Origin of the sequence: Carboxydocella sp. ULO1 (genome assembly GCF_002049255.1) — a bacterium.
Lineage (GTDB): Bacteria > Bacillota.
This window is the reverse complement of sequence record NZ_BDLQ01000010.1, coordinates 69,770-85,564: the sequence shown is the minus strand read 5'-3', so window position 1 is coordinate 85,564 and position 15,795 is coordinate 69,770. Positions and strand designations below refer to the sequence as shown.

Genomic DNA, 15,795 nt, shown 5'->3' with positions numbered 1-15,795 from the left:
ATTAAAAAGAAGAAATATTTTGTTACCTTTGATATTGGCCTTGTTGGTTACATTCATTGATCAGATGCGATTTCTTATTTTAAATAAAATAATTCTCTTGATAATTTCGATTGTTTTATTATTTTATTTTTTAAGGAAAAAGAAATAATTATTAAGTCGATTTAACCATTCATAGGGTAAAATCTTAAAAATAATTAATAAAGTAGCATATGTAATTATTGCTGAGCCTACTGAAGTTATTAAACTTAAAGTAGGTGAATTTATTATTACAAAAATCAGCAGATAAATTTTCATGGCAACAAATCCCATAAATAAAATTACCGGAATCAAATAGATAGTCTTGGTTTCTATAACACTCCAGAAACCTAAATCTTTTGTAATAAATACTATATTAAGGATTGCAGTTATAAAAAAACTAACATTAATAGCCCAACAAGCCGTTTTAAAAGGATCAACAGCAATAGGCACCAGGGTTATTAATAATATTATTTCAACTAAGCTGCCCCAAAGCATATTTTCTAATGGTCGTTTAGTTTGTCCTAACCCTTGTAAAATACCTGTTGTAGTTTGTTGTAGGTAATAAAAAATTCCTCCAAACGCAAGAATGCGTAGCGCCTCACCGGCATTTATTTGTTTAAACAGTAAATAACAAATCTGGGCAGAAAACAAGTAAAAAATTACTACAGCAGGTAGTCCGAATAAGAGTGTAAAAAATAACGAGGTTTTTATCCTGTCTCTTAGTAAGGGTATATTTCCGGCTGAATTTGCTTCAGATATTGCCGGGACTAATGTTGTTGCTAAGGCGGATGTTAAAACACTGGGAATTACCAGAATTGGAATTGCCATACCGCTTAATTGACCGAAAAGTGAAGTTGCTTCATTTAAATTAATGCCGGCTTTAACCAGCTGGCGCGGAATTAAAGTAGCCTCAAAGGACAATAGTACAGTAGCAACAATTTTACTTAAAGCTACTGGCCAGGAAAAAAGAATAAGTTCTTTTGTAGTCACGGTGTTTTTCCTTAATGATAAAGCTAAACGTTTGTTTTTCTTCCACCATTTTAAGAAAAAGTAAAGTAGAACAAGAAAACCGATGGTTTCTCCGGCAATAACTCCAATGGAGGAACCGATAGCTCCCCAAACTATGCTTTTGGAGACCAAAATATATGCAAAAACAAGACCGCAAGTAACTCTAACTACTTGCTCCACAAACTGGCTAATCGCTGGTGCATTCATCATGAGAAGACCTTGAAAAAAACCTCTAAAACCAGAACACACACTAATTACTGGGACAGATAATAAAAGGCTTTTTAAAATTGGTAAAGCGTTTTGGTTGGTTAAGAAAAGCGGTGCAATTCTATCAAGAGATAAATACAAAGCACCGGTGATTATGGTTGAAAAAATAAGCAGAATCAATATTGATTTTCTTAATATATAAACTGAATAAGCGGGATCTTTTTGATTATTTTCGGCCACAAATTTTGCTATCGCCAGTGGCAATCCAAAACTAGAAATAACCAGAACAAGTATATATATTGGGTAAACCATATTAAACAACCCAATACCCTGTGAGCCAATTAAACTTACAATCATTATCTGGTAGATAAACCCCAGGATTCGATTAACAAGATTTGAAGAAAATAAGACTAGTGTCCCTCCAAGTAAACTCTGTTTGCGCAAGATACCCCTCCTTATAGGGTAATTTTTTCTAAGTAATTTTATTTTTTTGTCCTGCTGAATATGATGTTGTGACCGACTATACAGAAAAATATAATGTATGTAGAACTTGAAAAGGGAGGCAGAGTCTATGACCATTCGTATTGCTTTATTAATGGGTGGGTTGTCGTCTGAAAGGGAAATATCATTGAAAAGCGGGGAAGCAGTTTATAAGGCATTGCTAGAAGCCGGTTATGAAGTTGATAAGATAGACGTTGACAAGCAAGTTGCCAAAAAACTTCTTGAAAAAAGGTATGACCTAGCTTTTATTATGTTACATGGCGCTTATGGGGAAGATGGAACAATCCAGGGGCTGCTGGAAATACTGGGCATACCCTATACCGGATCAGGAGTTCTGGCTAGCGCTATTGCTATGGATAAAATAATGAGTAAAAAGGTATTAATGCAGGCCGGGTTACCTACAGCTCCTTTTGTTTCAGTGTCCCGTTACCATTGGGGAAAAAATAGACAGGAAGTTTTAGGGAAAATAAAAAATGAAATTAGTTTACCGCTTGTAGTTAAGGCTCCTAACCAAGGCTCCACCATTGGCATATATTTCGTCTGGCAGGAAGATGAGCTTGAAAATGCGTTAGAGGAAGCTTTTAAGTTCCCTGAAAGGGAGATATTAATTGAAAAATTTATTAAGGGTAAGGAAGTAACAGCGCCTGTGCTGGGTAATAATGAGGTGACTTCTTTGCCATTGATCCAAATTATTTCTAAAACCGGGGTTGTTTATGATTACCAGGCCAAATATACTGCCGGGCTTAGTGAACATGTCATTCCGCCAGAATTACCTAAATCAGTGATTGAAAAAGTGCAGGACTTAGCCTGTCAGGCTCATTTAGCTATTGGTTGTAGCGGACTTTCTCGGGTTGATTTCATTATAGATGATAATTTTCAGCCCTATATTCTGGAAGTGAACACAATTCCGGGTATGACTGAAACTAGTCTATTTCCAGATTCCGCTCGAGCAATAGGGTGGTCTTATAAGGATTTATGCTGTAAAATTATTGAATATGCAGGTGAAAGATTTAATAAAAAATTTACTCTTTGACTTGTATCCCAACTATAAGATAAAATAGAGATATATAAACAAAGGGAGTGGGAGAAATTATGAAAATTGCTGTAGCAGGAAAAGGCGGAGTCGGGAAAACTACTTTTACAGCCCTACTCATTAAACAACTGGTAGAAGCAAATAAAGGTGCAATCCTGGCTGTTGATGCCGACCCTAATTCCAATTTAAATGAAGCACTCGGTATTGAAGTGCATGCATCAATCGCAGATATTCTGGATGAAGTAAAAGGTGGTAAAGCTATTCCCGAGGGAATGCCGAAAGATGTCTATGTAGAGTATCGCCTTAGCCAGGTATTGAATGAAACCGATTATGTGGATTTGGTGGTTATGGGGGTACCTCAGGGGAGTGGGTGCTACTGTTATCCCAATGACTTAATGCGTAAATATCTTGAAAACCTGAGACAGAATTATGACTATGTGGTAATTGATAATGAAGCAGGTATGGAACATTTAGCCAGAAGAGTGGTTACAGATATTGATTATCTTTTTGTTGTCAGTGATGCATCAGCTAGGGGCATCCGTTCAGCGGGCCGTGTATTTGATATTGTTAAAACAGTAGGTATTAATGTAAAAAATATCTATCTGGTTATTACAAAAGTTTTACCAACTGGAATCGAGGAATTAAAGCCGGAAATTGAGGCTACCGGACTAGAGGTTGTAGGAACCATTCCTTATGATGAAGTAGTGGCCCGTTATGATCTGGCAGGTAAGCCACTGGTTGAATTGCCAGCAGATTCTCCTTCAGTATTGGCAGTAAAGAATATCTTCAGTAAACTGGCCCTTTAAGGGCCAGTTTTACTAGCGAGGTAAGGTGTTATCCTGTGGAAGCGGGAAGAAGGCTTAAACAAGCAATAATAATGATATTTGTCAGTATTTTTTTAGGAACCATCGGATATATGTTAATTGAGGATTATTCCCTGCGAGATGCCCTTTGGATGACTACAATTACATTAACTACAGTGGGATATGGTTTGGTTAAACCATTATCAGTGCCGGGTACATACTTTACCATTTTTCTTTCATATGCTGGGCTGGCACTAATCCTTTATGCCCTGGGGCTTATCGGGGCGCTTATTGTTGAAGGGGATTTATTTGATTTATTGGGGAGAAGAAAAATGAAACAAGAAATAGCCAAATTACGTGACCATATCATCGTATGCGGTGCAGGTAGAGTAGGGAAACAAGTAATCGAAAGGCTCAAAAAAGAAAGGACACCTTTTGTCGTTATTGAACAGAAAGAACATCTGTTCAATAGTTTGCTGGAGGAAGGGGTTCTGGCGATTCTTGGGGATGCCAGTATGGAAGAGGTTTTGCGAAAAGCAGGGATTGAGCGGGCCAAAGGACTAGTTAGTGCCATACCCGGGGACGCAAACAATGTTTTTGTTACTCTCACTGCAAAAGAAATCAATCCTGGCATTACGATTGTTGCCAGAGCAGAGAGAAAGGAGTCGGAAGCAAAATTATATAGAGCAGGTGCAGATAAGGTAGTTTCACCGGCGATAATTGGCGGACAACGGATGGCCATTTCCATTATAAAACCGGCTTCTGTGGATTTCGTAGATACTCTGGTCTGTGTAGAAGATGTTGAATTGGAAATAGAGGAGTTATTAATTGCAGATGGCTCAGTTCTGGTGAATAAGGATTTAAAAAATAGTGGAATCAGAGAAAAAACGGGGACCATGGTTGTTGCAATCCAGCGGGAAGGCAAACTAAAACCGAACCCTGGCCCTGAAGAATTACTGCAATCAGGAGATATTTTGATTGCCATTGGAACCAGACAACAGTTACAAAAGCTTGAGGAACTGGCTTGTGGTAGGTGTAAAATATGAAACCTTTGACTGCTAAACAAATAATGGCAATGATAAGTGCCGGTGAAAATAATCACGTGGATTTTAAGCGGGGGTTATTTTTGCCAGAGGCAGACAAGCCCAGAATTACCCAGCATTTTGAGCTGGCGAAAGACCTGGCAGCCTTTGCCAATTCAGATGGAGGTTACTTACTGGTTGGAGTCGATGATGATGGACAGGTAGTAGGTTTTAAGAGCAATGATCTATTGGAGCAAAGAATTATTAATTTGTGCAGGGATATTATTTCACCTCCATTAAAGCCTGATATCTATAAAGCAAAGGTAAAAGATAAAGAGGTTCTAGTAATAAGAGTCGAACGGGGTCAAGGTTACTTGCATTTAGTCAGGGATAAGGTCTACATCAGAGTTCACAATGAAGTACGGGTTGCATCCAGTGAAGAAATTACCGAAATTGTACTGGAAAGAAACCACCAGAAGTTGCGTTCCTTGTTACAGGAAAAAGAAAATCTATCTTTATTAATTATCAAAGTTAGCAAATTGAGTAGCGAATTATTTCGAGCCAAAACATTAATCACTGAGATTGAGGCTAATGATTTTTGTCAGGCACAAATTGACCTTTCTGATTATAATGATGGCATTAATGTCTATAAGTTAATAAAACAGGCAGAAAATCATTTGACAAACCTGGATATGGTTGAGCTGGGGAACTTATTGGAGTTTTTACTTCGGCTAGATCAAGCTATACAGCAATTAGAACAAATTAACCAGGAGCTTGAAACATTGCTGGATACATATTATTGTCAAATCGAGGGGAAATAAAAAACAGATAGATACACCTATACATAATGTGTCTTATGTATAGGTGTATAAAGAAAATGGAGGGTTTACTTTGTTAACGGCTACAATATCCGATCTAGATAATTTGCTGGAATCTTTTTCTGTTCATTTACGTTTAGGTCAAACCGGTGTTAGCCGCAAAAAATCGCCAGCAACAGTAAATGCTTATATGAGTGATATTCAAATGTTCTTTCGCTGGGTTTTTGAAACCAAGCAAATCTCTAAAATTGAGGAAATCAATTCTGAACTTATTCTAGAATATATCCTCTACTTAACTGATAATCTTTGCGTTAAGGAAAGTACCTTGGCTCGTAAGATCGCTTCCCTCAAAGCATTTTTTAGATACCTAGAATTTAAAAGGTTTATTCCCCTGGATCCTACCTTGCGTATCAAGGGCTACACGGAACGCAGACGCCGGGAATTGCCTAAGTTTTTATCCACAGTCAAAAGCCAGAAAATACTGGCCAGTGCTGAAGAAACTAAATACATAAAAAGAAATAAAGCTATCTTATATGTATTTCTCACGTGTGGATTGCGAATTTCGGAATTAATTAACCTAAAGCTGGAAAATGTCAACCTTGAAGCCGGAGAAATAACGGTTTATGGTAAGGGCGGGAAATATCGGATTGTACCATTAATAGGGCCAGCATTGCAGTTAGTGCAGGAGTATATTAGCGAAAGAGGTCCCCAGAGCACCAATTACCTCTTTTTAACGAAATACAACAAACCTTTTACACGTATAGGAATGTATAATTTAATTAAAACTCTGGCACGAAAAGCAGGACTTGGTTCTGAAGTGACTCCTCATACCTTGCGCCACACCTGTGCAACGTTACTCCATTCCATGGGGGTACCCTTACGGGATATTCAAGAGCTTCTTGGTCATGCTGATCTATCTACAACACAAATTTATACCCATGTTGTTAAAGAAAAACTAAAACAATCAGCTGCTTTAAACCCATTATTAACAAACCCGGAAAGTGAATTTAGCGAAAAACAATAATCTCTTCGTTTAATACTGTTGCCGTTTGAAAGGCCTGGGCAAGGGCATGCCATTCTAACGGCAATAAATTTTTTTCCTTGGCTAGCTGCCAGAAATCAGCCAAAACTGATAAAACATTATCACTGGTTGTATAGGGTAAAACTATATCCCAAAAAAGTTCTGGATTAATCTCTTGTTCGTAAAAGTTAAAAATCTCCCATAGCAGCTGAGGTTTACGCATATCCGTAACTAGTTTTATTAATCTTCGGCAATCGATACTATTTTTAATCCATCCACAGCATCCAGCAGTACAATAGGAAAAATTAGCTCCGCATTCTTGACAATAACTTTCCCATTCATCTATAAATTCAGGTTTAGTTCGGGCGACTTCGAAAAAATGATCCCCTAAAACAAGCTTCAACTCACAGGGTCTATTAATGAGAAAATATAATAACATTAATTAATACCTCCGATTTTTGCAATAGCATTTAGGCAATCTTTATAAAACTTGCTGGCTTTTTTATACATATTAAAAGCCTGGGTACTTTTCACTTCTTCTTCAGCATAATCAGCTAGCATACGCCAAAAAAGAACTTTTTTAAAATCCTGTAAGCTGCTTTCAGGAAGTAAATTTCTTTCTTTAATTAATTTAAGCTCGATCATTTCAATTATTTCTTCATGGGACTCCATGGAACGCAGGCTTTTCCCTTTCCAGGGCTTGACGTGACCTATAGTTGATAATAAAGCTCTAGCGCAGCGCAACATAGCGTAATAACACCTGTTCACAGTTGAATTATAATATCCATGTTCATAGCAGAGCAAGGCTGTTTGCAAAAATTCTTTACTTTTCTGCAAGCTAACAACTTTTATAATTAATGGTTGAAGGTTTAGAGGCTCTTGCTTTTCAATCGCCATTTTGGCTTGCTGTATTAGGGCTTCTTCGATGATCTTATTTAATTGGCTCGAAGTTGATTCATTAATGAAGATATTAGAAATAACATTAGATATAAATTGTTCTTGTTCTAATGAGAAATGCCTGAAATCATCTTCAAAAATCGGTATATATTCGATACTTTCTCCATGTTTAAGCCAAATTTGGTTGATAAAAACCAGCCTTTTTTCCATCTCAGGTAAGAAATAGTTAAGGAATCCCCCTATTCTGTCTGGTTTAGATTCATAATAGTTGATATAATTGTAAAGAGAGAACATGAAAGCGATCTTTATCTGTAATAATAGTTTTCGCTCTTCGCCTTCTGGTAATGGGTATAGCTCCCAGTTAAAGTTTAGCTGGGGAAAATATTTATTTATCAAGGGACAGGTATGTTCATCCAGTATTTTTCCCAGACAGTATCTGATAAAGAGTTTTTCAATTTCGTATTTTTTTTCCTCAATTATCATCCAACCATTAGCCCAATAAACGCCACATAGGTTCTCTATACTGTTAGCAGACAATGTATTTTTTCTGGGCTTGAAACTAAAGAGTTTTTTTATTAACTGATAATAGTCTTTTTCTGTTAGATCCTTGCCTTTAATCCATTTATCGATAATCCCTACTATGTATTTGGGGGCAGCCTTAAAGTAATAGGCTTGAAACACATCAACGGGATAATTTAACTGTTTATCTTCCACTGATATTATACAATTACTGATTGGCCAGAATTGCCGAGTCATCAAAACCCCTTCCTTTGGAGGTATTTTTATGGCTTCAATTGAATGGACTATTGATATTGATTTAAAAAATTTATACCGGGAAAATAAAGGTATTGCGATTCTTTTTGGTGATTTACATGCTAAACGTGTTACTAATTATTTGTGGGCAGAGCTAAAGTCGACAATTCATGGACAAGCCATGATTCCGGCTGAAGAATGGAAAAAAATTTTAGCCTTCAGTCATGAAAATAAGGTGGAAGTCTTGGGCTGGGTAAAATTATCTGGCTCAGAACATGAGGCTGTTGATATTACTAAATACATAAATGTTCCAACTGTGATTGTACTTTCTTTAAAAGAAGATGGAAATTATACCCTAACACAACAAATCAATCAAGTTAACAGTAAACCGCACAGGCAAGGCCCTGTTCCATTGAGCCATTCACCTGAAGATAGTAATTTTGCCTTTTATTACAAGTATTTATTAATGGTTGCTCTTTTCTTTACTATAATTTTTGCCTTTTTATACCCAGTTATGCGAAAAATAGAACAACCGGTCACAGAAAGGCCTGTTTCATTGCCAGGAGAAGAAATTAATAAAGAAGAAATTGGGGATCCTTTTCCTATAGAAAAAAAGGCTAACAGTTCAGAAATAAAACAGGAACAGGAATCTAAAACTATTCAATCTAAAATTCAACCAGAATATTTTTTATACACAGTAAAAAGTGGTGATTCCTTATGGGAAATTAGCAAGAAGTTTTATGGCTCTGGATTTGAATTTGTTCAGATAATGCAGGACAATCAAATCATAAATCCTGCTAAAGTTAGTATTGGTACTCAACTTAAAATCAGGAAAAAATAAGAACAGGGGTATTTCCCCTGTTTTACTTATTTTCGATTCTTAATTTTTTCAACTAGCATTTTGCAGTTTTCTGCTACTTGTTGAGGATCTACAGTTATTCTTGCAACACCTGACTGCATAGCGGCTTGGGCAACAGCAGCAGCTACTGCAGGTGCAACTCTGGGATCAAAAGGTTTAGGTATAATATATTCAGGTGAAAGCTCAGCTTCAGCAATCAGATTAGCTATAGCATAAGCAGCAGCTAGCTTCATTTCTTCATTAATATCTGTTGCCCGCACATCTAATGCTCCGCGGAAGATGCCAGGAAATGCCAGAACATTGTTCACCTGGTTAGGATAGTCAGAACGGCCAGTTCCTATCACTGCTGCTCCTGCGGCTTTGGCCAGTTCCGGCATGATTTCAGGCTCGGGGTTAGCCATTGCCAGGATAATCGGATTGGGGGCCATGGATTTTACCATCTCTACATCAACCTGTTTTGCTTTGGAAAGGCCCATAAAGACATCTGCGCCTTTTAAAGCATCACGGAGGGACGTTGTCACCATTTCCTGATTGGTCTTTTCAGCTATGGCCTCTTTATAGGGATTCATCCCCTCTTTTCTACCTTTGTAAATGGGACCTTTACTGTCGCACATAATAATATTCTTCACACCTAAACTCATTAACAGTTTAGTACAAGCGATGGCAGAGGCACCGGCACCATTGACTACTAGTTTTATTTCTTCAATCTTTTTATTTACAACTTTTAATGCATTGATAATCGCGGCAGCTGCTACAATGGCTGTACCATGCTGGTCATCGTGGAAAATAGGAATGTTTGTTTCCTTTTTTAGCCGTTCTTCTATGATAAAGCAATTTGGAGCTGCGATATCCTCCAGATTTACTCCACCGAAAGTAGGTTCCAGTAATTTTACTGTTTCCACGATTTTATCAGGGGCCTTGGTATTTAAACAAATTGGGAAAGCATCTACGCCGGCAAATTCTTTAAACAATACAGCTTTTCCTTCCATTACAGGCATTGCTCCAAGAGGCCCAATATCTCCCAAACCTAACACTGCGGTCCCGTCGGAAACTACTGCAACTAGATTGCCTTTAGCAGTATATTCATAGATCTTCTCCGGTTCTTTACTGATTTCGCGACATGGTTCTGCTACACCGGGTGAATAAGCCAGGCTTAGCTCTTCAGCATTATTGACTGGCACTTTAGAAATAACTTCAATCTTTCCTATGTGTTTACGGTGCAACTCTAATGCTTTTTCATAGATGTTCATGAATTATGCCTCCTTTAGCTTGTTGCATATTTTTCTTTTCCTAATTCATAAAGGTCACTACCATAGCAGTCATTAACGACGATTACAGGAAAGTTTTCTACATAAAGAGAATAAATTGCCTCAGCCCCCAGTTCAGGATAAGCTATTACTTCCGCTTTTTTAATGCATTTTGCCAGCAAGGCTCCTGCGCCCCCAATGGCAGCAAAATATACCGCTTTATTTTTGATAATTGACTCTTTCACGGCAGAGGACCTGAGTCCTTTGCCGATCATGCCTTTCAGACCCTTTTCAAGGAGTTTTGGTGTATAAGCGTCCATTCTTCCACTGGTAGTAGGCCCAGCAGATCCGATTACCTGTCCGGGTTTTGCAGGTGTAGGACCGACATAATAAATAATCTGACCTTCCAGCTCGATGGGCAGGGGTTCGTTTTTATCGATTAATTCAACCAACTTTTTGTGAGCTGCGTCCCGCGCGGTATAGATATAACCTGTAATTAATACTTGTTGACCTGCTTTCAGGCTTTCAACCATTTCGTCGGTAAGTGGTGGTGTAATTATAATCTCAGCCATAATTTACCTCCTCATAGAACAATTTCTTTATGGCGGGCAGCATGACAGTTAATATTAACTGCTACCGGTAAACTAGCAATATGGGCAGCATATAGTTCGATATGAACTGCTAGAGCAGTAATTTTGCCCCCCAGTCCCTGTGGACCAATGCCACTTGAGTTAATTTCCTGTAATAATTGTTCTTCTAATTCTGCGGCAATTTTATCGGGGTTTTTGCTACCAACAGGTCTCAATAAAGCTTTTTTGGCCAATAAGGCGCATTTTTCAAAGGTGCCACCAATTCCAACTCCGACAATAATCGGAGGGCAAGGATTTGGACCTGCATTTTTTACAGTTTCCAGGACAAATTTCTTTACTCCAGTTATACCATCTGCTGGTTTTAACATCTTTAAGGCACTCATGTTTTCACTACCGCCACCCTTAGGAGCGACCACTATTTTAAGCTGGCTTCCTGGTACAATCTCAAGATGGATGACTGCCGGAGTGTTATCTTTAGTATTAACCCGTTCAAGAGGATGACCGACTATAGATTTCCGTAGATAACCTTCAACATATCCCGATCTTACTCCTTCATTGATGGCAGTAATCAGGTCACCACCTGTGATATGAACATCCTGACCTAACTCTACAAAGATAACAGCAAATCCGGTATCCTGACAGATAGGCATTTGTTCTTCTCGTGCAATCTGTGCATTTTGTAATAATAAATTCAAGATTTCTTTTCCGTTTGGAGATTGTTCTGTTTCTGTAGCTTTTTTTATGGCATTCTCTACATCCTCAGGCAAAAAATAATTTGCTTCTTTTACCAGGTTTGCTACTGCAAGCCTAATTTCATCCACATGGATTTCTCTGATTGTCATTTAGGATTTTACCTCCTTTTGTTTTCTTTTTGTTTATTGCAAAAATGATGCCAATTGCAAAATAAATTTGTTGACGTATACAACACACATTTTGTTCTAAAATAAAGAAAATTACGGGTTTGATCTTTTTTAAATTTTAAAAAGAAGAAAACCCGCATATACGGGTTATAACTGGTATTTTTTCAATTTGTTATATAAGGTAGCTAAAGAAATATTTAAGGCTTTTGCCGCCATTTTTTTGCCCTCAACTGAATTACCAAATCGCTCTAAGGCTTTCTTTAACAGTATTTTCTCCATTTCATCAAAAGGTATAAGATCTTCAACAATTGGCAGAGTTGCAGTGGTAGAAACAGGTTCTAAGTACTGGACGAGATGTTTGGGAGTAATTAAATCTTCATCAGCTATTACCATGGCCCGTTCAATCACGTTTTCAAGTTCCCGTACATTTCCAGGCCAATCATAGGATTCCAGGATTATCTCTGCCTGTTTAGAAAGGCCTTTTATTTTTTTGCCCAGCTTACGGTTAAACTTGACTATTAATGAATTTGCAATCAGGATGATATCATCTTTTCTTTGGCGTAATGGCGGAATAGTTATTTCCACTACATTCAGGCGATAATAAAGATCTTCCCGAAAGGTACCTTTGCGAACCAGTTCCTTTAAATCTCGATTGGTTGCTGCAATTATTCTAACATCAACCTGGATAGTTTGAGTGCCACCAACTCTTTCGAATTCCATTTCCTGTATAACTCTTAAGAGTTTCGCTTGCAAATATAAATTCATATCACCAATTTCATCTAGAAAAATTGTTCCTCCATTAGCCAGTTCAAATTTACCCAGTTTTGTCTTAACTGCACCGGTAAAAGCTCCTTTTTCGTGGCCAAAAAACTCACTTTCCAGCAAGCTATCTGGTATAGCAGCACAGTTGACTTTAATAAAGGGTTTGTCTCTCCGAAGACTATATTGATGGATAGCGTGAGCGAATAACTCTTTACCAGTTCCGCTTTCTCCTAACAATAAAATTGTAGAATTACTCAGGGCAGCTTTTTTTGCTATATTTATTACTTTTCTCAATTCCTCATTATTGCCTATAATTGTATCAAAAGTATATTTAGAGCCTGTAATTTGACCTAAGCGATCATACAGGTTTTCAATTATTGATGTGCTTCTTTTTAATTCTTCCATCACTTTCATGAAGTCTGTTAAGTGGTTAAATACCACAACTGCACCAACCATTTGTCCATCTATTATAATGGGCGAAGCATTGGATACAACCTCGACATTGGTACCTCCTACTTTGGTACGCCAGCCATAAATATTTTTCCTGGTTCGCAAACATTCAGCCAGGGCACCATCGGGTGAGGCGGAAAAAATGTTCTGGCCGATTCTTTCTTCTGCGGTAATACCTGTGATTTTAGTAAAAGCAGGGTTGACATATTTGATATATCCATTGATATCTGCTACCTCAATAGCTTCCTGAACACTGGCCAGAATAGCATCCATTTCCCCTTTAATTCTTTTTATTTCCAGCAATTGTTTCTTTTCTTCCAGCAGTTTTTGTTTTGCTTTAACAACAAGCATCATTAGATCAGCTGCTTGAGCATCCATAACCGCCATACTAGGTGGTTTAAGTTTACGAATGGTTTCCTGGACCAATGGTTTGCCAGTAGCTTCGATTAAAACATCAATATTAATGGTATCCAAAAAATCATAGAAATTGTTGGTAATAGGAACCCCATCTGCTCGAGCCAATTTCAGACCCGGAGCATCTTCATTTATGTCACAGACACCTACAATGACACAATCTTCAATGGTTTTTAACACTTGATAAATAGCGCTTCCACCCTGCCCCATTCCTACTATTGCCACTCTTACTCCTGACATACTCCTCACCCCACCTTTTTAATTCTACAATAGTTGCCATAATCCTTTCTAAGATTTAAAAAAGTTTTTCTTTTTTGCGAACTATTGTTTGCAATCTATTCAAATTGCTGTATAATAGTTTAAAAGAGAGATGGAGGTGCATTATGGATAATAAGCTTAATGCTAAACAGCAAGCTGTCCTGGATTTTATTAAACAGGAGATAAAAAGAAAAGGTTATCCGCCATCTGTTCGGGAAATTGGTAAAGCAGTTGGGTTCAGTTCCAGCTCCACGGTTCATAATTATTTGAATCAACTGGAAAAACTGGGTTATATTCGCCGCGATCCAGCCTTGCCTAGAGCGATTGTTGTTAACGAACCGGATAACGATTATTATTTTGAGAAGGATATGGTTGAGGTTCCTTTGCTAGGTAAGGTTACTGCTGGTTTGCCGATTCTGGCTGTAGAGAACATTGAAGAGAGGTTTCGTTTTCCCCGGGGATTATTGCCGGTAGGCGGAAATATATTTATGTTGCGGGTAATTGGTGATTCCATGATCAATGCAGGTATTTATCCTAACGATTATGTCTTTGTAAAGCAACAGCCTTTTGCACACAACGGGGAAATCGTAGTGGCATTAATCGATGAAGAAGCGACTATAAAAAGCTTCTTTATTGAAGGAGAAAAAATTGTTTTAAGACCTGAGAATGAAAAGTATAAGCCTATTATTTTGGATGAAGTCTCTATCCTGGGTAAAGTCATTGGTTTATATAGAAAAATGTGAGTCTCAACTATCCAGTTGAGACTCACATTTTTTATGTTAGCCAGAGGAACGTTCCAATCATGCTTAAGGCAATTATCAGTTTTAGCAGAAATCCAATAATAAAACCCCGGGCGGCTCCTTTTAGAGTAATGAGAATTTGTTTAAGTTCTTTTCCACTTAGTATCTCACCTATTAGTAACCCCAGAACAGGCCCTATTAAAAAACCAACTGGAGCCCAGAAAAAACCCAGGATTCCTCCTATGAGCAATCCCCACATACCATAGCGGGAAACGCCGGCCTGTTTCGAGCCAATTATGCCGGCAAAATATTCGATTAGCCAGCTAAGGACAGTTAAAGCTGCAAACAATAAGAGCCAGGCAATATTAATGACAGTAAAATTAGTATTCCAGGCATAAATGAAAATAGCAATGAAGATCAATGGTATGCCCGGAATAACTGGTAAAAATGTTCCTAGTAAACCAAGTATCATAACCAAAACATAGGCCCAGTAATAATCAACCATAAGTTGCCTCCTCTATCTGGTACGGCGATCTTTTACATAGACAGAGCCTTCTTGTGACTTAGCGTATTTTTTGAGCTCAGAAGCAATTTCGGAGACCTGCCAGTGGTTTTCAATATTGCGATGTTCATTGCTTACTACGGCAATAGAAACGGAAACCAGACTAAACTTGCACTCTTTACCCTGTCTATCTTTTGTAACAATGTAACCTCTTTTTCGGTCATCGGCATTGTATAATAAAGGCACGGTAGCATCAAAACGGGTGATAATTTGCTGACATATTTCATCTACCTTGTCAGGGGTTGTGATGGCGATAAAATCATCGCCCCCGATGTGACCGATAAAATCATCGACATTACCCAGGTTTCTTACACACTGGGTTAAGATATGAGCTAGAAGTTTGATTACTTCATCACCTTTAAGGAAACCATAGACATCATTATAAGCTTTGAAGTTATCCAGATCTAAATACATTACCGCGAATTTCCGGCTCTTGTCATTTATTCGCCGTTTAATTTCTTCTTCTATCATAATATTTCCGGGCAGGCCTGTTAGGGGATTAAAAGATTTTTCCTGCTTGGCCCGGCGCAAATGGGTTTTTATTCTGGCTACGAGTTCATCCAGATCGAAGGGTTTGGTTACATAATCATCAGCACCAGCTTCCAACCCAGCTACCACGTCCTGTGTTTGCTTGCGGGAAGTCATCATAATGATAGGAACGTGGCTTGTCCGCGTATCATTTCTGAGGATACGGCACATTTCCACACCTGTTTTACCGCCTGGAAGAATTACATCTAACAAAATCAGATCCGGTGCTTCTTGATATACCGCTGCCAGACCAGAAACACTATCCATTGCAGCAGTCACCTGAAAGCCTTCTTTTGTTAGGCGATCCTGCACCATGGCTACTATTAATTTATCATCATCAATTATTAATATTTTACTCTTAGAGGTTACATACTTATCCACTAATTTAGACCCCCTATATTATACAAAGGTCAATAAATATTTTAGCATAGTTCAATATATGAA

General features: G+C 38.0%; 16 protein-coding genes. 7 read left to right on the top strand and 9 right to left on the bottom strand.

The annotated features are described in order from the left end of the window. Positions 1-123 precede the first annotated feature (123 nt). Positions 124-1,677 (bottom strand): polysaccharide biosynthesis protein, encoded by a 1,554-nt coding sequence (locus tag ULO1_RS02830; protein WP_159071876.1) that lies wholly within the window; start codon positions 1,675-1,677, stop codon positions 124-126. Between the two features lie 127 nt (positions 1,678-1,804). On the opposite strand from ULO1_RS02830, the gene ULO1_RS02825 reads away from it, so the two are divergent. From ULO1_RS02825 to ULO1_RS02805, 5 genes are all read left to right on the top strand, one after another. Further along, positions 1,805-2,767 carry a D-alanine--D-alanine ligase gene (locus ULO1_RS02825; RefSeq protein ID WP_079907760.1) on the top strand — a complete coding sequence of 321 codons (963 nt, stop codon included), beginning with the start codon at positions 1,805-1,807 and terminating at the stop codon, positions 2,765-2,767. A 59-nt stretch (positions 2,768-2,826) separates the two neighbouring features. Continuing rightward, a complete protein-coding gene (locus ULO1_RS02820; protein WP_107753442.1) occupies positions 2,827-3,573 on the top strand; it encodes an AAA family ATPase in 747 nt (248 codons plus the stop codon). A gap of 71 nt (positions 3,574-3,644) precedes the next feature. Beyond that, entirely contained in the window at positions 3,645-4,616 is a 972-nt protein-coding gene (locus ULO1_RS02815; RefSeq protein WP_079932943.1) for a TrkA family potassium uptake protein, read from the top strand. After that, positions 4,613-5,413: a helix-turn-helix domain-containing protein gene (locus ULO1_RS02810; protein WP_078664498.1), complete on the top strand. Its 801-nt coding sequence runs from the start codon at positions 4,613-4,615 to the stop codon at positions 5,411-5,413. Before ULO1_RS02815 ends, ULO1_RS02810 begins: the two co-directional genes overlap by 4 nt. 70 nt (positions 5,414-5,483) lie before the next feature. Beyond that, entirely contained in the window at positions 5,484-6,434 is a 951-nt protein-coding gene (locus ULO1_RS02805; protein ID WP_159446818.1) for a tyrosine-type recombinase/integrase, read from the top strand. Here the strand turns inward: ULO1_RS02805 and ULO1_RS02800 are convergent. Then, positions 6,418-6,870 (bottom strand): hypothetical protein, encoded by a 453-nt coding sequence (locus ULO1_RS02800; RefSeq protein ID WP_078664496.1) that lies wholly within the window; start codon positions 6,868-6,870, stop codon positions 6,418-6,420. The two genes, ULO1_RS02805 and ULO1_RS02800, sit on opposite strands and share 17 nt — an antisense overlap. After that, positions 6,870-8,084 (bottom strand): HEPN domain-containing protein, encoded by a 1,215-nt coding sequence (locus ULO1_RS02795; RefSeq protein WP_079907765.1) that lies wholly within the window; start codon positions 8,082-8,084, stop codon positions 6,870-6,872. The genes ULO1_RS02800 and ULO1_RS02795 overlap by 1 nt, the downstream gene beginning before the upstream one ends. A gap of 28 nt (positions 8,085-8,112) precedes the next feature. On the opposite strand from ULO1_RS02795, the gene ULO1_RS02790 reads away from it, so the two are divergent. Next, a complete protein-coding gene (locus ULO1_RS02790) occupies positions 8,113-8,922 on the top strand; it encodes a LysM peptidoglycan-binding domain-containing protein (RefSeq protein WP_079932941.1) in 810 nt (269 codons plus the stop codon). A 26-nt stretch (positions 8,923-8,948) separates the two neighbouring features. On the opposite strand, the gene ULO1_RS02785 is transcribed toward ULO1_RS02790, so the two are convergent. From ULO1_RS02785 to ULO1_RS02770, 4 genes are all read right to left on the bottom strand, one after another. Beyond that, a complete protein-coding gene (locus tag ULO1_RS02785; protein WP_079932940.1) occupies positions 8,949-10,190 on the bottom strand; it encodes an NADP-dependent malic enzyme in 1,242 nt (413 codons plus the stop codon). A 14-nt stretch (positions 10,191-10,204) separates the two neighbouring features. Then, complete coding sequence (locus ULO1_RS02780) at positions 10,205-10,759, bottom strand: Fe-S-containing hydro-lyase (RefSeq protein ID WP_079907767.1); 555 nt, start codon at positions 10,757-10,759, stop codon at positions 10,205-10,207. Between the two features lie 11 nt (positions 10,760-10,770). Beyond that, complete coding sequence (locus ULO1_RS02775; RefSeq protein ID WP_078664491.1) at positions 10,771-11,619, bottom strand: fumarate hydratase; 849 nt, start codon at positions 11,617-11,619, stop codon at positions 10,771-10,773. Positions 11,620-11,784: 165 nt separating this feature from the next. Next, positions 11,785-13,503, bottom strand: coding sequence for a sigma 54-interacting transcriptional regulator (locus ULO1_RS02770; RefSeq protein WP_078664490.1), 1,719 nt, complete (start codon positions 13,501-13,503; stop codon positions 11,785-11,787). A 143-nt stretch (positions 13,504-13,646) separates the two neighbouring features. Between ULO1_RS02770 and lexA the strand changes: the two genes are divergently transcribed. Continuing rightward, on the top strand, positions 13,647-14,264 hold the full coding sequence (gene lexA, locus ULO1_RS02765) for a transcriptional repressor LexA (protein WP_079932939.1): 618 nt from the start codon (positions 13,647-13,649) through the stop codon (positions 14,262-14,264). Between the two features lie 31 nt (positions 14,265-14,295). On the opposite strand, the gene ULO1_RS02760 is transcribed toward lexA, so the two are convergent. Beyond that, positions 14,296-14,766: a DUF456 domain-containing protein gene (locus ULO1_RS02760; RefSeq protein WP_078664488.1), complete on the bottom strand. Its 471-nt coding sequence runs from the start codon at positions 14,764-14,766 to the stop codon at positions 14,296-14,298. 12 nt (positions 14,767-14,778) lie between these two features. Continuing rightward, on the bottom strand, positions 14,779-15,732 hold the full coding sequence (locus ULO1_RS02755; protein WP_242946671.1) for a response regulator: 954 nt from the start codon (positions 15,730-15,732) through the stop codon (positions 14,779-14,781). Positions 15,733-15,795 lie beyond the last annotated feature (63 nt).